A 19,754-nucleotide genomic window follows, 5' to 3' on the forward strand; every position below is an offset into this window, starting at 1 on the left:
GAAAGAGACTCTAGCGCATCAAGCTTTTAGCTTGATGCGCTAGTTTTTGTTTTAGCGGGAAACTTTGTGACCCTGAATGATTCCAGTCAGGGTCATGTCAATTTAGAGCCTCAAGCTTTTAGCTTGATGCTCTAAATTTGGTATTGGCGAGCAATTTCATTTGTTTATCTAGACGCTGGAGCGTTAAGATAAACAAATATTGCTCTAATGGCTGTCGCGGGGGATGCCCTTGGTTTGGGCGATGCGCTGGTAGGCGATGGCGGGTTCCAGCACCGCGCCGGTATCCATCTGGCCGACGACGGCGCGTTGCATTTCCTGCCAGGGCGTCTGGTGCGCGGGATATTGATAGCCCCCGGCTGCTTCCAGTGCCGCACGGCGCGCAGCCAGTTCCGCTTCCGGCACCAGCATGTCGGCCCGGCCATTCTTGAGATCGATCCTGACCTGGTCGCCGGTTTTCAACAGCGCCAAGCCGCCGCCAACGGCCGCTTCGGGAGAGGCGTTGAGGATGGAGGGTGAGCCGGAGGTGCCCGATTGCCGGCCATCACCGACGCAAGGCAGCGAGGTGATGCCGGCCTTGATCAGGTAATTCGGCGCGCGCATGTTCACCACCTCCGCGGTGCCGGGATAGCCGATCGGCCCGGCGCCGCGCATGAACAGGATGCAATTGGCATCGATGTTCAGCGCCGGATCGTCGATGCGCGCATGATATTCCTCCGGCCCGTCGAACACGATGGCACGGCCTTCGAACGCCTCCTCGTCATGCGGGTTGGAGAGGTAGCGGGCGCGGAATTCTTCTGAAATCACGCTGGTTTTCATGATCGCGGAGGTGAAGAGATTGCCGCGCAGAACCCGGAAACCCGCACGCTGTTTCAACGGGGTTTCAAAAGGCCGGATCACCGCCTCGGCCATGATCTCCGCCCCCCGGCAATTCTCGCCAAGGGTTCGGCCATTCACCGTCAGCGCCTCCTCATGGATCAAACCATGGCGCATCAGCTGGTTGACCACGGCCGGCACGCCGCCGGCGTGATAATAATCCTCGCCGAGATACTCCCCCGCCGGCTGCAGATTGACGAGCAGCGGGATCTCTTCGCCATAGGTCTGCCAATCATCGATGCTGAGCTCCACGCCGATATGGCGCGCTAGCGCGTTCAGATGAATGGGCGCGTTGGTCGAACCGCCAATGGCGGAATTGACGCGGATCGCGTTGATGAAGGCTTCGCGCTTGAGAATATCGGAGGGTTTCAGATCCTCATGCACCATCTCGACGATCCGCAGCCCGGTCAGGTAGGCCATTTCCTGCCGGTCCCGGTAGGGGGCGGGGATGGCGGCGGAGCCGGGCAATTGCATGCCCAAAGCTTCCGCCAGGGAGTTCATCGTCGTGGCGGTGCCCATCGTGTTGCAATAGCCGGTGGAAGGCGCTGAGGAGGCGACCAGCTTGATGAAGCCCGCCTCGTCGATCTCGCCCTTGGCCAGCAATTCCCGCGCCTTCCAGACGATGGTTCCCGATCCTGTCCGCTCGCCGCGAAACCAGCCATTCAGCATCGGGCCTACGGAGAGGGCGATCGCGGGAATATTCACCGTCGCCGCCGCCATCAGGCAGGCCGGCGTGGTCTTGTCACAGCCGATGGTGAGCACCACCCCGTCCAGCGGATAGCCGTAGAGCAGTTCCACCAGCCCGAGATAAGCCAGATTGCGATCCAGCCCCGGTGCCGGGCGCTTGCCGGTTTCTTGGATCGGGTGCACGGGAAATTCCAGAGGAATACCGCCAGCTTCGCGAATCCCTTCCTTCACCCGGGTGGCGAGTTCAAGATGATGCCGGTTGCAAGGGGAAAGATCGGAACCGGTCTGGGCGATGCCGATGATCGGCCGCCCATCCTGGAGTTCCTTCTGGCTGATGCCGAAATTCATGTAGCGTTCGATGTGCAGCGCCGTCATGTCCGGGTTGGCGGGATCGTCGAACCAGGCGCGGGAACGTAGTTTTGGAGGTGTCGTCGTCATGGGCAACTCTTTTCAAAAAGAGGCAGATGGAGGCTGGCGGCGGTTCATGTCCCCCAGCGCAGCACAAGCGGATCGAGCGGGCGGGCGAGGGCGAGCAGCCCTTCGCGTTCGGCGGGATGAACCGGCGCGATCGGGTGGCGCAGCCCATCATGCGCGATTACACCGCCCGCGCGCATCAGGATTTTTGCCGTGGCAAAGCCGCATTGGCGGTTTTCCCAGTTGATCAAGGGCAGCCAGCGCATATAAGCCTGCGTCGCTTCTTCCCGGTTGCCGGCAAACCAGGGATCGATGATCTGCCGGATGCCATCCGGAAAGCCGCCGCCGGTCATGGCGCCGGTGGCGCCAGCGGCGAGATCCGCCATCAGCGTGATCGCCTCCTCGCCATCCCACGGCCCCAGCACTGCGTCCCCGCCTGCCTCGATCAAGGCGCGCAATTTCGACGCGGCGCGCGGTACTTCGATTTTGAAGTAGGCAAGATTGCCGATCTCTTTCGCCATGCGGGCCAGCAGCGCCACACTGAGCGGCGTGCCGGCGACCGGCGCGTCCTGCACCATCACCGGAATCGTGATCGCCCCGGCGACGCGCTGGTAAAATTCATAAATCTCCGCCTCGCCGACGCGAATGGTGGCGCCATGGTAGGGCGGCATCACCATCACCATCGCCGCCCCCGCCGCTTCGGCGCGGCGCGAGCGGGCGGCGCAGACGGCGCTGCTGAAATGGCTGGTGGTGACGATGACCGGGACGCGCCCCGCGACATGCGCGAGGCAATCCAGCATCAAAATCTCACGTTCTTCATCACTGAGCGCGAATTGTTCGGAGAAGTTCGCGAGAATACAGATTCCGTGTGAACCGGCGTCGATCATGAAGTCCAGCGCGCGTCTCTGCCCCGCCAGATCCAGCTCGCCATGTTCATTAAAGATCGTTGGGGCGACGGGAAAGACGCCGCGATAGACCGGGCCGCTCATTGCGCCGCCGCCCGGTATTCCCGCTTGACGATGTCCAGCAATTCCATCACCGAGGTTTCGGCGGAGCGGCCCTCGAAGGTGCAGGTGCCGCGCTGGACCATCATCACCTTGTCGGCGACATCCAGCGTTTGCGCGTAATTATGCGCGATCATGATCAGCGAGACATCGCCGCGCGCCTTCAAGCGTTCGATCAGCGCGATGATCATGCCCGCCTCGCGCGCGCCCATGGCGGCCAGCGGCTCATCGAGCAGCAGCACCCGGGCATTGGAAGACACCGCACGGGCAATGGCGATGGCTTGGCGCTGGCCGCCGGAGAGCATGCCAACCTCCTCATCGACGGAGGGCACATTCACCCCGATATCGGCGAGGGCCGCCGCGGCGCGCTCGCGCATCGCCTTGTGATCGAGAAATGGCGTGCCCGGCTTGCGCAGCTCGCGGTTCAAAAACATGTTGTGATAGACAGAGAGCGTGTTGACCAGGGCGAGATCCTGATAAACGCATTCAATGCCGTGGCTGCGCGCATGATCAACCGATTCAAACGCCACCTGTTGCCCATTGACCAGTAGCTCGCCGCTGCTGGGGGCATGAAACCCTGAGAGGATTTTCATCAGCGTCGATTTGCCGGCGCCGTTATCACCCAATATGCCCAGCATTTCGCCTGGTTTCAGGTTCAGGGAAATGCCATGCAGGGCCTGCACCCGGCCGAAGCGTTTGGTGATGTTGCGCGCTTCCAGCGCGTAGGTTGTGTCGCTCATGTCAGGTCCGGCTCCGGCGGCGCCAGGCCGCGAATTGCACGTTGGAGATCATGGTGATGAGAATCGCAGCACCGGTGATGATGTCGAAGGTGAAGGCGTTGATGCCCAACAAAGTGAAGCCATCCTGCAGAATGCCCAGCACCGCGGCGCCGATCAGCCCGCCCAGAATGGTGCCCGAGCCGCCCATCAGCGAGGTGCCGCCGATCACCGCCGAGGCGATGGCGAGGAACATCACATTCGCGCCGCCGGCATTGGGGTCGATGGAGGTGACATGAAACGCGTTGAGAATTCCAGCGAACCCGCCCAGCAGGCTGCAGAGCATGAAGTTGCCGATCTTGATCCGCCGGATATGGATGCCGGCCTCCGCCGCCCCGGTGGGGTTGCCACCGACGGCCACGGTATGCAGCCCCCAACGCGTATGCCGCAGCATGACATGCATGCCCAAAGCAATCACGACCGCCCAGAGGATTTCACTATAATCCCAACCGCCGAGCACGAAGCCGGTGGCGCCGGCCGGGGTGTCGATCGGAAAGCCGCCGCTGATCGTCAGGGTCAAGCCGTTGAAGAGCAGCATCGCGCCGAGCGTGGTGATGAAGGAGGGCACGCCAAAGCGCACCGTGATCACGCCGATGAACAGGCCGAGCAAGGCTGAAACCAGCAGCGCCACGATCACGCCCAGGATCACCGGCAGCCCGGCGAGCATGGCGAAATGCATGATGAACGGGGCCAGGGCGAAGACCTGGCCGACCGAAAGATCAACCTCGCCGGCGATGAGCAGCATGATCTCACCGCAGGCGATCAGCGTCCAGGGCGCGAAAAACTGGCTCACCGTCTGCAGATTCGCGTCGGTAAAGAAATTAGGCGTCAAAATCTGGAAGACGATGACCAGCACGATGCCAGCCAGCAGGATACTCGCCTCGGGTTTGCGCAATAATAGCGTCGGCAGAGTGGCTTTTGTCTTATTCACGTTCGTTTCATCCCAAATGCAAGAATGCTGGCTGGCGCGCGATTATGCCGAAATCGGGCCGGTGCGCGGCACGATCTGTTGTTTCGCGCTGTTGCCCTCATAGCGGGTGGAGGTGTTCAGGTAGGGGCCGACATTGTCCTTGGTCACGAATTTCAGGCCGGTATTGATATCCGCCGGGCCAACCAGACCGCCGGAGGCGAGATACATGACCATCTCCATCACCGTGTAGAAGCCCTGCAGATAAGGCTGCTGGTCGATGGTGAAATCCAGCACGCCGGCATGAATGGCTTCCAGTGTGCGGGGCACGAGATCGAAGCCGCCGCCATGCACGCCCTTCTTGTCGAGATTGAATTCCTGCATGACCTGGCCGATGGACTGGGTCGAGCCGGCATCCACCGCGAACATGCCCTTCACATCCTGATGCCCGAGATAATAGGCTTTGATCTTGGGCAGTTCTTCATCGATGGTGGCGCCGGTGGCGATTTCCTCGTAGGTGATCGGCTTGCCCGAGGCCTTGATCGCCGCCGCCGCGCCGTCGATCCGCGGCTGGATGTTCAGCTGGCCAGGGGTGGCGATGAACAGCCCGACATGGCCGCTGCCGACCAGATCGACAATTTTCTGGCCCATCTGAAAGCCGGATTTGTAGAGATCCTGCCCGATATAGGCGAGGCGCTTATTGTCGCTGTTGGCCGGCGCGTCGGCATTGTAGGAAAATACCGGAATGCCGGCCTGCAAGGCGGCGTCGGTCGGGCCGTTGAAGGCTTTGGGGTCGACGATGGCGACGGCGATGGCATCGGCCTTGCCGGCGATGGCGGCGTTCATCGCGTTCACCATCTCGCCGACCACGGCGGTCTCCGAGCCGGTCCATTGGTAATCGCAACCGAAATAGGCGCACGCGTCCTGGATGCCATATTGCGTCGGCACGAAGAACGGGTTGGTGGTGACGTGATTCACGAACACCAGCTTCCAGCGCTTATGCTTGGGCAGGGGGCCAGATTCCGCCGCCTGGGCGGTCTTTGACATCGCCGCCATGCCGGCCGCCGCGGCCAGCAAGGCAGGGCCGCCTTGCACCATCATGCGCCGCTTCAGATTGAGCAAACCTTTGGATTTTTCAGTATCGTCCATTTTGGTTGGTTCCTCGGAGGTTATTGTTGCTTACGGAATGAAAAATATCTTAGGCGTTGAGCGATAGCAGTCAAATGCTTAATAGCGGGCATTTGATATCTTATTTATTATCGATTTCGCAGGCGATCAGCCGGCGAAATCCGGGCAAGGCAGGCCGGCAAGCCCCGGCTGCAGCGCGAACAAGCCACCCGCCATGGGTTCGCGGGCGCGCTGCGCGGGGTTCAGCCCAATCGCGGCGGTGGTCACGTAAAGCGTCTCCAGCCGCTCACCGCCGAAGCAGCAGCTGGTAACTTGTGAAACCGGTAAGGCGATGGCGCGGTCCAGCCGGCCATCCGGGGCGAAGCGGCTGACGCGTGCGCCACCCCAATGCGCCACCCACAGCCCGCCTTGTGAATCCAGCGTCATGCCATCCGGATAGCCATCCGCTTCGGTGAAGCGGATGAAAGGTTGGCGCGGTGCCAGCGTACCATCCGTTTGGCGGGCGTAGCGATAGATCGTGCGCGCGGCTGAATCCGTGTGATAGATGCAGCTGCCATCGGGCGCGATGGCCGGACCATTGGCGATGGTGTAGCCGCGATCCACCAGGCTGGCGGAAAAATCCGGGCGCAGATGGTAGAAACCGCCGCTGGCATGGGTCTCGCCATCATCCATGCTGCCAAACCACAGGCTGCCATCATGATCGGTTTTCGCATCATTGAGCCTGTTGCCAGGAAACTCCGCTTCCACCGCGAGGCGCGGCGTGAAATGCGGATGCGGCTCAAGCTGCAAAATGCCGATCTCGTGCGGAAAGCCGGCGACAAAACCGCCCTCCCTACGCGGCAACAGCCAGGCCAGCCGGTCGTGCATCTCCCAATGCTGGGAGCTGCCGTCCGACGGGCGATAGCGATGCAGCCTCAGACCTTTGATATCCACCCAATAGAGCGCCTGCTCGCGCAGGTGCCAGACCGGGCCTTCGCCCAGTAAGGCACCGGGTTCGCCGCAAGGGCGGATGTCAGATCCAGCCGCCATCGACCGTGAATTCCTGGGCGGTGCAGGCGGCGCTATCATCGGCGGCGAGGAACAAGGCCATGGCGGTGACATGGTCGGGCATCACCCGTTCCGGCAGGCATTGCTGGCGGGCGCGCTCGGCATCGGCCTCTGGCGTCAGCCAGAGCTGCAGCTGGCGCTCGGTGATGATCCAGCCCGGGACGATGGTGTTGACGCGCACATGGGAGGGCCCGAGATCGCGCGCCAGGCCACGGGTGAGGCCGTGGATCGCCGCCTTCGCCGCGGTGTAGGCCGGCATGCCGCCCTGGCCTTTCTTCCAGGAGGAAGAGCCGAAATTGATGATGCTGCCGGATTGGCGCGCCTGCATGCCCGGCGCCACGGCCTGGGCGGCGAAGAATTGCGGGCGCAGATTCACCGCCATCCGCTCATCCCAGAATTCCGGCGTTACGTCCTCGATCTTGTGGCGCTGGTCGTTGGCGGCGTTGTTGACCAGCACGTCGATATCGCCAAGCGCCTCCTGCGCCTGGGCGATGCTGGCGCGCAGGGCCGCGATGTCGCGAATGTCGCAAGGGATGAAGAGCGGCGTGCGCCCGGTCTCTGCGCCGAGCCGCGTGGCCAAAGCGCGGCTGGGCTCTTCGGCGATGTCGATGAATGCCACCTTGGCGCCCTGCGCGGCGAAGCCGGCGGTCAGAGAGGCGCCGATGCCGGTTCCGCCACCGGTGATGAAGACCACGCGGTCCTTCAGGCTGGGGTAGGAGGCGGTTAGAATCTTTGTCATTTTTTCTCCTTGGACTGGCTTTGCGGCAGGCGCCGCGCGGCGCCTGGATTCGCCGCGACGCGCGAATTTGGGTAGGGCATGGGCAGAATAGCGGTCAAATGCGAAAATGCGGGCGTTCGATAATTTTTTGAATATCGTTCAGCCGGTGGTGCGGAATTTCTCAGGGTAACGGCGGGCCGCAAGCCCCAGGATCGCATCATGCATCACCCGTGCCCCTGGTGAGAGCGGCCGCTCCGCCAGGCGCAGCACCCCATAAGGCTGCAGGAACACGCGCTCGGGAAATTCCAGAATCCGCAGCCGGCTCATATCGGACATCAGCTTCGCGACATTCCATTCCAGCGAGGTGATCGCATCGGACTGGTTGACCATGATCAGCGACATCACCGCCGAGGTGGAGTTGACGATGGAGGAGGGCATCGGCACGCCGGCGGTGAGGAAAAGCTGCTCGACCTTCTGGCGCAACGGCGCGCCACGCGGTTGTAGCACGAAGGGAAATTCCGCCAGCTCGGCCAGGCTGACATTCTTGCGGCCGGCAAGAGGATGTGTTTCCCGGCAAAGCAGATGCAGCTCCTCACCCCATAATTCCTGGTAGGCGAACTGCTTCGGATCCATGTCGCTGGGAATGCGCGCCAGGGCGAAATCGATCTCACCATCCAGCAGCTTTGTCGCCAGCACGTCGCTGATATTATGCTCGACGGTGATTTGCAGCCCAGGATGATGGCCACGCACCTCCTCGATCGCATCGACCAGCAGCTCGATCATCGGCGCCATCACCGTGCCGATGCAGACCATGCCGGTCTGGCCCTTGGTGAAGGCGTTCATCTCCATCGCCGCCTGGGTCAGGGTGCGCAGCGCCATGGCGCCATTGCGGATCAGGATCTCGCCCTGCACCGTCGGCAGCAGGCCGCGCGGATGCCGCTCGAACAAAGGCTGGCCGAAAATCGCCTCGACCTCCGCCAGCAATTTCGAGGCGGCGGGCTGGGCGATATTCATGTGCTCGGCGGCGCGGTGCAGATTGCGCTGCTCGTCGATCGCCAGCAGCAATTGCAGGTGCCGCAGCTTCAGGCGTGAGCGCAGGAACCAGTCTGGTGCGAGACCGTGCGGCATGCGCTCAGCCCAGGCCCGGCCGATGGCGCCAGATGCGTCGCATGAGCGCTTCGAACTCCCTTTGCCGTGGTTGATTATGGCCGGATCATTATCACGCATGGGTTGTGCCGTATATGCTGATTATGACCGGCCGGCGGGCAGGGCGTCGTAGGCCGCAATCACGCGCCGGGCGCGCTTGGCCACCTCGTCCGGATGGTCGCCGGGCCGGTAGAGGCTGGTGCCAAGGCCGAAGATACGCACCCCGGCCTGCCAGAAGGCGGGAAAGTCCGGCTCCGCCACGCCGCCGACGGCGCCGGTGAGCGTGCCGGGCGGCAGAATGGCGCGGATGGCCCCCAGCCCCGCCGCGCCCAGCACATTGGCGGGGAAGAATTTCAACCCGGAGGCCCCGTAACGCAGCGCCGCCAGCGCCTCGGTGGGGGTGAACACGCCGGGCATGCTCACCAGCCCCCGCCTGGCGGCTTCCACGAGCACCTCCGCCTCGACATTCGGTGAGACGATCAGCCGCCCGCCGGCGGCGGCGACATCCGCCACCGCGCTTGCGGACAGCACGGTGCCGGCGCCGATCAGCAGGCGATCTCCCCATGCTTTCGCCAGGATCTCAACCGAACGCAGCGGCTGGGGCGAGTTGAGCGGCACCTCAATTGCCTCAAAGCCGGCCTCGGCCAGGATCGTGCCAATCGGTTCGGCTTCGTCCGGTGTCAGTCCGCGTAAAATCGCCACGAGTCCGCGTTTGAAGGACGGGAAGGGCGCTGAGGATGAAAATTCTTGCATGGGTCAACCTTGGAAAAATGCCGGGAAGAGATGGCGTGCCGCCTGTTCCAGTCCGGCCAGGGTCAGCGGTTCGGCCTCCAGCAGGCGGCAGGCGCGGCCGGTTCGGGCGAGGGCCTGGGCATAAAGCGGCGCCAGCTTCCCGGAGGCCAGCAGCACCATCTCTTGCACCGCCTCGCCCTCCAGCGCCGCGGCCAGCTCCGCGCCGATCAACAGGCCCGAGAGCCGTGCCGCCGCCGCGGCGCCTTTTTCTCCGGCCAGCAAACCGGCGGCGCGGACGGGAAACAAAGCCAGCGGCCAGCGCGCCGGGTGCGCCAGCGCCGCCTCCACCCCGGCGGCGAATGCCGGATGATCCGGCGCAAACCCTGACGCATCGCCGATCACATGGCGCAGGACCGAGTGGTGGGCGAGCAAGGCGAATAATTCACCAGTCATCGCGGTGTGGAAATGCATCACCCGTCCGGCCTGCAGCTTCACCCATTTATTATGCGTACCGGGCAGGCAGAGCAGGCCGGAAAATGCCGGTTCGGTGGCGAGGAAGCCGAGCAGCTGCGTCTCCTCGCCGCGCATCACATCCGGCCGGTCTGCATCCTCGAAGGCTAGGCCAGGCAGGATGCGCACATGCAGCCCGGCCTCGGTAAAGGCGCTGGCGGCATCTAGACAGGCGGCGGGCGCCGCGGGAACGCGCGCATAACCGGCCTCGCGCCAGCCGCGCCAGGCGCCCGCCATGCCGCAGATAACCACCGGCAGGTCGTTGCTCTCGGCGAGTCCCATGGCGTGCAGCCGGGCCCGCAGCAGCGGCGCATAATCCGGCGGGGTGAGGCCGTCCGCGCCATCGGGGCTGGCGGCGTGGGCGCAGACCTGACCACCCGCATCCAGCACCCAGAGGCGCAGATTGCTGGTGCCCCAATCGGCCAGCACGAGTCTGTCGCTCATCGGCCTCACCGTGCGGCGCTCACCACAATGCGGCGCTGGGCCGGGTATGGCATGGTTTCACTCCTTGCCAGCGATTTCATATGCTGGTCGATCGGCGCGCAGGTTGCTCCCGAGCGCTTGTCGCTCAGTGGTAAGGCGATGGTTTGATAATTGTCAAATCGAATTTTTCGCATGATTGATACCAAAAACAATATCAAAACGAGAAAAACGAGATGCCTTTTTGATGATCGATCATGGCTTTATCGATATTTGACGCGATCTCGTGCGCAGCCGATCATCGGCGCCTTCCAGCGTCCATGAACTTAAAAAAGGATGAACCATGAAAAAGGATGAACCATGAGGCTGAAAGGCAAGACCGCTCTCATCACGGCGGCGGGGCAGGGCATAGGGCGTGCCACGGCGCTCGCCTTTGCCGCGGAGGGCGCCAATGTGCTCGCCACCGACATCAACAAAGCCGCGCTAAACCAACTTTCCGGGCTGCGGACCGCGACATTGGACGTCACCGACGCCGCCGCGATCCAGGCGCTGGTGGCCGAACATGGCCCCTTCGACATCCTGTTCAACTGCGCGGGCTATGTCGATGCCGGCAGCATCCTGGAAACTGAAGAAAAATCCTGGGCATTTTCCTGGTCCCTGAATGTCACCTCGATGTTTCATACCATCCGCGCGGTGCTGCCGGGCATGCTGGCGGCGGGCGGCGGCGCCATCATCAACATGGCCTCCGTTGCCTCCAGCCTGAAGGCGGTGCCGAATCGCTGCGCCTACAGCGTCACCAAGGCGGCGGTGATCGGGCTGACGAAATCCGTCGCGGCGGATTATATCGGGCAAGGGATACGTTGTAACGCGATCTGCCCGGGCACGGTGCAATCGCCATCGCTGGATGAGCGGATCGTGGCCCAGGCCAAAGCCCAGGCGCGCGACGCCGAGCAGATCCGGCGCGATTTCATCGCGCGCCAACCGATGGGGCGTTTGGCCACCGCCGAGGAGATCGCCGCCTTGGCCGTCTATCTCGGCAGCGAAGAGGCCGGCTTCACCACTGGCACGGCGCAGATCATCGATGGCGGCTGGTCGATGTAGCCTGCGCATCTGATCGCCGCCGGACGGCGTCGGGCCGGGCCTGCTGGTCTCTTGCGGACCGCCTGCGTCTGACGTTGGTCCTGGCGCGTTGCTTTCGCAAACAACCTTGAAAAGAGTTGGGAGATTTCAAAATCCCCCAACTCTCCCGTCTAAAACGGAATTTCCCGCGAAAATTTTCAATAAGTCATCCGGACGATCCCAGGTATCTCTTAGATGAGAGGCCTGTGGCGGCCATAATAATCATCGATCTGGCCGCGATAACCCGGCTGGGACCAATCAGGCGCATCAGCCGCCCCATAAGCCGGCGCGCCTTCAAGAACATCGCGGCTGAGATTGATGATATAGCCGCCATGTTGTTCGCTATATTTCAACTGATTCCAGGGCAGGGGGTGATATTTCTCGCCAAAGCCCAGAAACCCGCCGAAGGACAGAATCGCGTAAGCGACACGGCCGGACATTTTGTCGATCATCACATCATAGATCGAGCCGATTTTCTCGCCATCGACGCCATAGACATTTGTGAAATTCACTTTGCTTGCCGCAATCAGCGACATTGTTTCAAGCGCGCCATCGGTGAGCGGGCGGTTTTGATTCGTGTAGCTCATCTTGTCCTCCATTAAGCGTTTTGTTCAGGGTGCCGAGGAGGAGATGTGGGGTGAGGCGCGCCGTCTGATTATGGGCGGGGAAATTACAAATACGGACAGCTTGCCGCGTCTTGAATGCCTTGAGCAGGTGGGTTTATAGCCACGCGTCCTAGATCAGCGGGCTCAGGCTGACGCGCGCCTGCCGGCGCAGCATGGTCTTGAAATCCTCCAGCGCCGCGCCGCGCAGCTCCTGCCAGCCGAGCCAGGGGAATAGATCGTCGCGATTGTGATGCAGGACGATCAGCATGCCCATCGCCGCGAAGGCGCGCAGCCTGGTGTTGATATCCTCCGGCGCCTGGCCGGTGGCGATCCCCGCCAGGGCGAAGAGATGGCCGAACAGTTTGTTGGTGAAGCGCTGCTTGTCCTCCGACTGATAAGGGCCGCACCCGTCCTTGGCCTTGATCCGCGCGGCAAAGAGGCGCCAGCCTTTCACCTCCGAGGTCTCGAACAGAAACTCCGCCATCACCGCCAGCGTGTCGCCGAAAATCTCCGTCGCCGCGTCGCGATCGGTCGGCTGCAACGCTGTGGCCCGGGCAAACACGTCCTCCAAAGCCACGCTGAAATGCTCGCGGATATAAGTGAGGCAGGCGGCGTAGAGCCCTTCCTTGCTGTCAAAATAATATTGCAGGGCCGGCGGATTCACCCCGGCCTCCTGGGCGATCTGCCGGGTGGAGGTGCCCTCGTACCCGTCCTCGCCGAAGCGGCGCAGGGCGGCCTCGATGATTTTCAGCCGCTTTTCCTCGCCGCGCGCATAGCCGCCGCTTTTGGGGCTGCGGCGGGGGCCGTCCTGCTTCTGTGGATCATCCACGAGGTGGGTTAAATTTGTACCAGTTGACATACATTTGCGCCGGGTTACATTTGTAGCATCCGGCATACATTGAAAGTCGCCCCTTGTCAGCTTCGTCCTTATCTCCCGGAGCGAGCACCTCTGCCGCGCCCGCGAAAACGCCTCTGCTCAAGCGCCCCGTCACCTGGGCGGTACTGTTCCTGCTGCTGCTGATCCTTTGCATCTGGGGGCTGTATTGGCTGCTGGTGGCCCGGTTCTATGTCAGCACCGACGATGCCTATCTGAACGCCGACCAGGTGGCGATGGCGCCGCGCATCTCCGGCTATGTCGGCCAGGTGCTGGTGCATGACAATCAGCACGTGACCCAGGGGCAGCTGCTGGTGAAGATCGACGCGGCGAATTACCAGGCCAGCCTCGCCCAGCAACAGGCCACCGCCCAGGCGCGGCAAATGGATGTGACCATCGCCCAGGGACAGCTCTCCCAGCAACAGGCGGATCTGGCCCAGGCCCAGGCCAGGCTGGCCGGGGACGAGGCCAACCAGCGTTACGCCGCCGGGCAGGTGGCGCGCTATCACAGCCTGGCGCAGAGTGGGGCGGAAGCGCCGCAAACCTACGCGCGGCTGGTAAGCCAGCGCGACCAGGCGGATGCGGCGGTGAAGGCGGATGCCGCCGGGGTGCGCGCCGCCCAGGCGCAGCTGGAGACTGCCCAGGAAAAGATCGGCCAGGCACAGGCGGAGGCGAAGGCCGCGCAGGCGGCCCTGGCCAGCGCCCAGCTCGATATCGACCATACCGAGATCCGCGCCGGCATTTCCGGCGTGGTGGGAGACAAGACGGTGCAAGTCGGCCAGTTCGTGCAGCCCGGCACCAGGCTGCTCACTTTGGTGCCGGTGCAGAATATCTATGTGACCGCGAATTTCCAGGAAACCCAGCTCGCCCATATGCGCATCGGCCAGCATGCCATGGTGGCGGTGGATGCGCTGGATGGGCGCAAGTTGGATGCGGTGGTGCAGAGTTTTTCACCTGGCACCGGGGCGCAATTCGCGCTGCTGCCGCCAGAGAATGCCACCGGGAATTTCACCAAGATCGTCCAGCGCGTGCCGGTGCGGCTGCGTCTGCAGGCTGACGCGGCCACCTTGGCCCGGCTGGTGCCGGGTCTCTCCGTTACGGTAACGGTGGATACGCACGCCAAAGGCACCGCTCAGGGCGCCGGCTGATGGCGCCCGATCCGCACGCGAAAGCGAGCATGACCGACTGGCTGGCGGTGCTGGCCGGGGCGCTGGGCGCGCTGTTGGCGACGCTGGATACTTCCATCGTCAATTCCGCCTTGCCGACCATCCAGGGTGAGATCGGCGCCACCGGGACCGAGGGCACCTGGATGTCCACCGGCTATCTGGTCTCCGAGATCGTCATCATCCCGCTCACCGCCTGGCTCACCCGGCTGCTCGGGCTGCGCACCTTGCTGCTCGGCACGGTGGTGATGTTCAGCCTATTCTCGGCCCTGTGCGGGCTCTCCTCGGGCCTGACCATGCTGATCCTGGGCCGGGTAGGGCAGGGGTTTTTCGGCGGGGCGCTGATCCCCACCGCGCAGACCATCGTGCGCACCCGGCTGCCGGAGAGCCAGCAGCCTTTGGGGATGAGCCTGTTCGGGCTGATCGTGATCATGGGGCCGCTGGTGGGGCCGGTCCTGGGCGGCTGGCTGACCGAGACGGTAAGCTGGCGCTGGTGCTTCTTCCTCAACATGCCGGTGACGGTGGCGTTGGTGACGCTGCTGCTTTTGGGGCTGAAGCACGAACCCGCCCGGCCGGAACTGCTGGCCCGCGCCGACTGGGCCGGGATTTTCGGGCTAACACTCTTTCTCAGCTCGCTCACCGTGGTGCTGGAAGAAGGCCAGCGCGACCGCTGGTTCGACTCCAACCTGATCTGCTGGCTGACCGCGACCACCATTCTCGGCTTCGTGACGCTGATGCTCTCCCAGCTCACCGTGGCGGACCCGGTGGTGAAATTGCGGCTGCTGCTCAACCGCTCTTATGCCAGCGTCATCATCATGGTGGTCGCGGTCGGTTCCGGCCTGTACGGGCTCACCTATCTGCTGCCGCAATTCCTCGCCAATATCGCCGGCTATAATGCCGAGCAATCGGGACGGGTGCTGGTGCTCTCCGGCATTCCGGCGTTCCTGCTGATGCCGATCCTGCCGCGGCTGCTGGGACGGGTGGATCTGCGGATCATGGTGACGATCGGGCTGCTTTGTTTCGGCGGGGCCTGCATGCTGAATATCGGCCTGACCTCGCAGGAAAATGGCAGCGCCTTCGTCGCCTCGCAGCTGCTCACCGGGACCGGCATGCTGATGGCGATGATGCCGCTGAACCAGGCCTCGGTGGGGGCGGTGGGGCGCGAGTTTGCGGCCGATGCGGCCGGGCTCTACAGCATGGCGCGCAATCTCGGCGGCTCCTCCGGCATTGCCATACTCGGTATTTTCATCGACCGGCGCACGGAGTTTCACGCCGACACCATCCGCGCCAGCCTGGATGCGAATTCGCCTTTGGTGCAGAGCCGGGTGGCGGGGATGGCGGCAAGCTTCATGCAGAACGGCACCGATACCGCCTACGCGCGGATGCAGGCGTTGAGCCAGCTGGCGGCACAGATTCATATTCAGGCTCTGGTGATGACCTATTCCGATTGCTTCTATCTCTCCGGCGCCATGCTGCTGGGCATTATTCCGCTGGTGGCCCTGCTGCGCCCGCCGCCGCGCCGGGCGCGCCCCGCCCCGGGAGGGCGTTGAGATGCGCAGAACCTCCAGCCTCTCTCTGGCCTGCCTGCTGCTCTCCGGCTGCATGCTGGGGCCGAATTATAAAGGCCCGCCAAAGATGCTGCCGCCCGGCCAGGGCTTCGCCCGCGCGGCGGATGCCGGCGCTGTCCCCGGCCCGCCTCTCGCGCAATGGTGGACCGAGCTGAACGATGCCGCGCTGAACAAGCTGGAAGCCCAGGCGCTGTCCGCCAGCCCGGATCTGGCGGCGGCGCGCGCGCGTCTGCGCGAATCCCGCGCCGAGTTGCATGCGGACCAGGCGCAGCTTTTGCCGACAACCGGAGCGAGCGGCCTCTATCTGCACAGCCATAGCGGCGATGGGCTGCTGAACGGGCTGGTCGGCGGCAGCTCTGGCGGCGGCGCCCAGGATTTGAATTTCTACAGCACCGGCTTCGATGCGAGCTGGGAGCTGGATCTGTTCGGGGCGAAGCGACGCACCGCGGAAGGCGCGGCGGCACAGGCGCAGGCGCGCATCGCGGATCTGGCGGATACCCAGGTGAGCCTGACCGCCAATCTCGCCCGCGCCTATGTGGATCTGCGTGCCGACCAGCAGCGTGTGGCACTCGCCCAGGCCAGTCTGGGGCTGCACCAGCAGATGCTGGGGTTGGAACGGCAGCGCGCGGCCGCCGGGACGGTGTCCCAGGATGATCTGCTGCAGCTGGCCGAGCAGGTACAGCAGGACCAGGCCAATCTGGCGCCGCTGCGCGCGGAGATTTCCGTGCAGCTGGACCAGCTCGCCATCCTCACCGGCCAGCTGCCGGGGGCCTTGGATGCGGAACTGGCCACCCCGGCGCCGGTGCCGATGCCGCCGGCGCAAGTCGCGGTGGGCAACCCCGCTTTGCTGCTGCGCCAGCGCCCGGATATTCGCGCGGCGGAGCGCAACATTGCAGCGCGGAATGCCGCCATCGGCCAGCATCTGGCGGATTATTTTCCGAAAGTGACGCTGCTCGGCGATATCGGGTTTTCCTCAACCAACATCTCGCAGCTCTTCAACGGCAATGCCTTCTCCGTACTGGCGGCGCCGGTGATCTCCTGGACGCCGTTTGATTTCGGCCGCACCGCCGCCGCCGTCTCGCAGGCCCGGGCGGGGCGCGATGAGGCGGTGGCGAATTATCAGAGCACGGTGTTGAAGGCCTTGCAGGATGCGGAGGATTCGCTGGCGCGTTACGGCGCGCAGCGGCAGAATTCGCAGGCGCTGGCGCAGGCTTACGGGCTGGCGCAACGCAGCGCGGGATTTGCCCGGGAGCGTGCCACGCAAGGAACCATATCGAATCTGCAATGGATGAGCGCGCAGCGTGATCTGGACAGCGCGCAGGATCGTTTCATCCAGGCTCAGGCGCGAACCACCGAGGATTACATCGCCTTGCAAAAGAGCCTGGGCCTGGGCTGGCAGGCGCCGGGCCAGGTGTAGGCAACAGCCGCCTGGCATTCCCGTTGTGAAACTGAAGAAAGCAGCGGATTTGGCAGTTGTCGGTAGTGCTGTGCGGCTTGCCTCTGCCGGACTTTCAAGGCCAGCTCTCGGACCATGAAATTGGTTTGTTTTGACCCGAATTTTAGGATCGAAAACAGCGAAACGCTCGACCAAAAATGCAAAGGCATCCCATTTGCGGCTGAGGCGGCGCAGGGCCCGTGATGCGCCGTCAGCCGCCGTCGCTGCTCAGCTCGTGCGGGGGCGACGAAATTAATCCTCACCTTACCCTGAAACCATCCTGATATACTGAGACTTTAGGGATGTCAGGAACTCTGCGGACATGAAGCTCGTCGAGGCGCGTTCTTGTTGACTCCGCCACTCAGTTGTCTGCTTCCCGGCTGATGCTGACAATCAGATCATCCATGGCTTGTCTTTTATAACGGGCTTTTTGCAAATTCGGTCTTGATTTCCTGCCTCTCGAAAATCCCGCCCGTTGCGGCTAATAATTTTTCAACTTCACCTGCCGGCGATCGCGCCAGATCAACCAGCCTACATGCGCGGCGCAGAGCAGCATATATCCAACGGCCCCGTCCATCACCGCCTGGTTAAGCGTGCTTTCAGCGGGCATATCCTGCAGCAGCCAAGCCGGCAGAAAAAGTTGCACCACCGCGACCGCACTGCCCAGCGCAAGCATGGTGAACATGAACGCCCCTTTGTGCAGTCGATTGGGTAATGTGCTGAACCACCAGAATGGCCGGGTGAACCAACTCTGCCAGGACCTCACCATGGCCAGAAGCCCCAGCGCGTCCAGATCCGTCGCATTGCGGGATAAGGCCCAGAGCGCCATGTCCCGTGCTGTCGCGATATCGTTCAGCCGGAATGCGATCTGCCCCTTCAATAACATCAGTTCCGGCGTTTCGGGGGCGCAGCGCAAGGCGCGGTCGGCGAAGACTTGCGCCTGTTTAAAATGGCGCTGCGCCTTATGCAGCTGCGCATAACCCTCCCAGACCGATGCTGAATCCGGAGCCAGGCGTTGCGCCTGTGCCAGTGCCGCCTCGGCCGGTTTAAAGCGGCCAAGCGCGCGCAGGACGGTGCTTAGAACAATGTGGTTCTCCTCGGATTCCGGCGCGATGGCGACGGCCTCTTGCGCGGTGCCCAGAGCCTCACGCTTGCGCCGCAATTGCAGCAGCGTGAGCGCCCGCACACGCAAGCCATAGGCGCGCTCCGTCTCGTCGCAGGGCAATCCCAGCCCGGTCTCCAGCAAGGCCAGGGCCTGCTTGTAACGGCCGAAGCCATATTGCAGATTGCCCGCGTGCAGATAGGCTTCGGCCGCGCCAGGGGCGAGGTAAATGGCCCTCTCATAATGCAGCAAAGCCGCCGTCAGATTGCCCGCCCGCCAAGCGGCTTCGCCCTGCTTGAGCACGGTTTGCAACTGAGTATCCGTCACTTCTGATACCGCTCGAGAAAGGCCAGCAACTCTCCATATAATCCGGGCTCGGGCGCGTATTTCGCGTAATTGCGCGCGGTGGAGAGCCATTCCAATGTCGTCGGGCGGGTTTCCTCCAGGGCCGCGTCCATGTGCAGACGCGAAATCTGCGTGCTCTCGCGCCCCTGCATCTCCTGCTCGATGGCGAGATCGATCGCGGTTTCAACGAGGTTGGTAAGATCGGCGCCGGAATAGCCGCTGGTCAGCGTGGCATAGCGCGCAATATCCAGCCCTGGCACAATCGGACGGTTGAGCAGCAGCCGGCGCAATATGGTCAGCCGGGCCGCCTGGTCCGGCGGCGGAACGAAGATGACGCGGTCGAACCGTCCTGGGCGACGAAAGGCGCTGTCCACCGCCCAGGGCACGTTGGTGGCGGCCAGCACCAGAATGCCGTCATTGCGGCTATCAAGCCCGTCAAACGTGCTCAGAAAGGTAGAGACCAGCGAGGTGTCCAAGCCGGATTTGCGCCGCGCCGCCAGGGCCTCAATCTCATCAAAAAACAGAATGGCGGGCTTGCGCTGCCGTGCCTCGGTGAATGCGGCGACGAGCTTTTTTTCCGCCTGGCCGCTATAGCAGTCCAGTATCTCCGCAATGCCGACCTCGATAAAACTTGTACGCGCCTCGCCGGCGGCGGCGCGGGCCAGCAGCGTCTTGCCGCAACCGGGCGGGCCGTAAAGGAGAATGCCGCCTCCGGCACGCCGGCCGAAGCGCTCGAACAATTTTGGCTTCTCACGCGGTGCGATGATGCGGCGATGGATCTGGCGCTTCACCTCCTCCAACCCGCCTACATCGGCGAAGCTCATCGGCGCGGCCTGCAACGCTGGCGGCACCGAAACCGGACGATGTTCGTTTAGCTGCACCAGCACAGGCTGCTGACTCCAACGTGCCGCTTCGCCAGGCTCGCCGAGCTCCAGGAGAAACGCTCTGATCTCCCGGCAAAGCGTTTCGTCGGTGATCGCGGCGGGATCAAGTGTCGAAATAAAAGCCGCGGCGTCGGCAAGCTTTCCCGTCTGGGTTGCCAGTGACAGCAAGGCCCGCAGCAAAATACCTGACTCAGGATGCTCCGTGCAGGAGGCCAGCAACGCGTTAAACTCGTGATCCAACGTACCAGACATATGCCAACGCAGCTCCATCTTGTGATCAGCCGACATTACCCATTT

Annotated in this window: 18 protein-coding genes; 4 read left to right on the forward strand and 14 right to left on the reverse strand. The window is 63.2% G+C overall.

Annotation, left to right across the window (positions count from 1 at the left end; genetic code table 11):
- Positions 1-204 precede the first annotated feature (204 nt).
- The 10 genes from MXAZACID_RS04070 to MXAZACID_RS04115 all read right to left on the reverse strand — a co-directional run bounded on the left by MXAZACID_RS04070 (position 205) and on the right by MXAZACID_RS04115 (position 10,386).
- Positions 205-1,998 (reverse strand): IlvD/Edd family dehydratase, encoded by a 1,794-nt coding sequence (locus MXAZACID_RS04070; RefSeq protein ID WP_039884718.1) that lies wholly within the window; start codon positions 1,996-1,998, stop codon positions 205-207.
- A 44-nt stretch (positions 1,999-2,042) separates the two neighbouring features.
- Positions 2,043-2,963 carry a dihydrodipicolinate synthase family protein gene (locus MXAZACID_RS04075; RefSeq protein ID WP_008492827.1) on the reverse strand — a complete coding sequence of 307 codons (921 nt, stop codon included), beginning with the start codon at positions 2,961-2,963 and terminating at the stop codon, positions 2,043-2,045.
- The gene (locus MXAZACID_RS04080; protein ID WP_008492828.1) at positions 2,960-3,718 is read right to left on the reverse strand and encodes an ATP-binding cassette domain-containing protein; all 759 of its coding nucleotides are present in this window, start codon (positions 3,716-3,718) and stop codon (positions 2,960-2,962) included. The genes MXAZACID_RS04075 and MXAZACID_RS04080 overlap by 4 nt, the downstream gene beginning before the upstream one ends.
- Before the next feature lies 1 nt (position 3,719).
- On the reverse strand, positions 3,720-4,685 hold the full coding sequence (locus tag MXAZACID_RS04085; RefSeq protein WP_051060176.1) for an ABC transporter permease: 966 nt from the start codon (positions 4,683-4,685) through the stop codon (positions 3,720-3,722).
- Positions 4,686-4,727: 42 nt separating this feature from the next.
- Positions 4,728-5,810 (reverse strand): sugar ABC transporter substrate-binding protein, encoded by a 1,083-nt coding sequence (locus MXAZACID_RS04090; protein WP_008492831.1) that lies wholly within the window; start codon positions 5,808-5,810, stop codon positions 4,728-4,730.
- Positions 5,811-5,936: 126 nt separating this feature from the next.
- The gene (locus MXAZACID_RS04095) at positions 5,937-6,818 is read right to left on the reverse strand and encodes an SMP-30/gluconolactonase/LRE family protein (protein ID WP_008492832.1); all 882 of its coding nucleotides are present in this window, start codon (positions 6,816-6,818) and stop codon (positions 5,937-5,939) included.
- The gene (locus MXAZACID_RS04100; protein ID WP_008492833.1) at positions 6,802-7,575 is read right to left on the reverse strand and encodes an SDR family NAD(P)-dependent oxidoreductase; all 774 of its coding nucleotides are present in this window, start codon (positions 7,573-7,575) and stop codon (positions 6,802-6,804) included. The genes MXAZACID_RS04095 and MXAZACID_RS04100 overlap by 17 nt, the downstream gene beginning before the upstream one ends.
- Before the next feature lie 138 nt (positions 7,576-7,713).
- Positions 7,714-8,682: a LysR family transcriptional regulator gene (locus MXAZACID_RS04105; protein WP_039884969.1), complete on the reverse strand. Its 969-nt coding sequence runs from the start codon at positions 8,680-8,682 to the stop codon at positions 7,714-7,716.
- A 120-nt stretch (positions 8,683-8,802) separates the two neighbouring features.
- A complete protein-coding gene (locus MXAZACID_RS04110; protein WP_008492835.1) occupies positions 8,803-9,453 on the reverse strand; it encodes a 2-dehydro-3-deoxy-6-phosphogalactonate aldolase in 651 nt (216 codons plus the stop codon).
- A gap of 3 nt (positions 9,454-9,456) precedes the next feature.
- Positions 9,457-10,386 (reverse strand): 2-dehydro-3-deoxygalactonokinase, encoded by a 930-nt coding sequence (locus MXAZACID_RS04115; protein ID WP_008492836.1) that lies wholly within the window; start codon positions 10,384-10,386, stop codon positions 9,457-9,459.
- A 336-nt stretch (positions 10,387-10,722) separates the two neighbouring features.
- On the opposite strand from MXAZACID_RS04115, the gene MXAZACID_RS04120 reads away from it, so the two are divergent.
- The gene (locus tag MXAZACID_RS04120; protein WP_008492837.1) at positions 10,723-11,463 is read left to right on the forward strand and encodes an SDR family oxidoreductase; all 741 of its coding nucleotides are present in this window, start codon (positions 10,723-10,725) and stop codon (positions 11,461-11,463) included.
- 209 nt (positions 11,464-11,672) lie between these two features.
- Here MXAZACID_RS04120 and MXAZACID_RS04125 read toward each other — a convergent pair whose 3' ends face one another.
- Both MXAZACID_RS04125 and MXAZACID_RS04130 read right to left on the reverse strand, forming a co-directional pair.
- Positions 11,673-12,068: a PRC-barrel domain-containing protein gene (locus tag MXAZACID_RS04125; protein ID WP_144052643.1), complete on the reverse strand. Its 396-nt coding sequence runs from the start codon at positions 12,066-12,068 to the stop codon at positions 11,673-11,675.
- Positions 12,069-12,216: 148 nt separating this feature from the next.
- Complete coding sequence (locus MXAZACID_RS04130) at positions 12,217-12,915, reverse strand: TetR family transcriptional regulator (protein ID WP_008492840.1); 699 nt, start codon at positions 12,913-12,915, stop codon at positions 12,217-12,219.
- Positions 12,916-12,998: 83 nt separating this feature from the next.
- Here MXAZACID_RS04130 and MXAZACID_RS04135 point away from each other — a divergent pair, with 83 nt between their 5' ends.
- Genes MXAZACID_RS04135 through MXAZACID_RS04145 form a run of 3 tightly spaced genes read left to right on the forward strand, consistent with a single transcriptional unit; the run spans position 12,999 to position 17,108 of the window.
- Positions 12,999-14,108 (forward strand): HlyD family secretion protein, encoded by a 1,110-nt coding sequence (locus MXAZACID_RS04135; protein WP_008492841.1) that lies wholly within the window; start codon positions 12,999-13,001, stop codon positions 14,106-14,108.
- Between the two features lie 29 nt (positions 14,109-14,137).
- On the forward strand, positions 14,138-15,673 hold the full coding sequence (locus MXAZACID_RS04140) for a DHA2 family efflux MFS transporter permease subunit (protein ID WP_240376523.1): 1,536 nt from the start codon (positions 14,138-14,140) through the stop codon (positions 15,671-15,673).
- 1 nt (position 15,674) lies between these two features.
- Positions 15,675-17,108 carry an efflux transporter outer membrane subunit gene (locus tag MXAZACID_RS04145; protein WP_008492843.1) on the forward strand — a complete coding sequence of 478 codons (1,434 nt, stop codon included), beginning with the start codon at positions 15,675-15,677 and terminating at the stop codon, positions 17,106-17,108.
- A gap of 499 nt (positions 17,109-17,607) precedes the next feature.
- Here the strand turns inward: MXAZACID_RS04145 and MXAZACID_RS04150 are convergent, their stop codons facing one another.
- Positions 17,608-18,531, reverse strand: a complete 924-nt coding sequence (locus tag MXAZACID_RS04150) for a tetratricopeptide repeat protein (RefSeq protein WP_240376568.1) — start codon at positions 18,529-18,531, stop codon at positions 17,608-17,610.
- A 20-nt stretch (positions 18,532-18,551) separates the two neighbouring features.
- On the reverse strand, positions 18,552-19,709 hold the full coding sequence (locus MXAZACID_RS18175) for a 26S protease regulatory subunit (protein ID WP_168118384.1): 1,158 nt from the start codon (positions 19,707-19,709) through the stop codon (positions 18,552-18,554).
- Positions 19,710-19,754: the final 45 nt, after the last annotated feature.

The organism is Acidocella sp. MX-AZ02, from assembly GCF_000306035.1.
GTDB lineage: Bacteria > Pseudomonadota > Alphaproteobacteria > Acetobacterales > Acetobacteraceae > Acidocella > Acidocella facilis.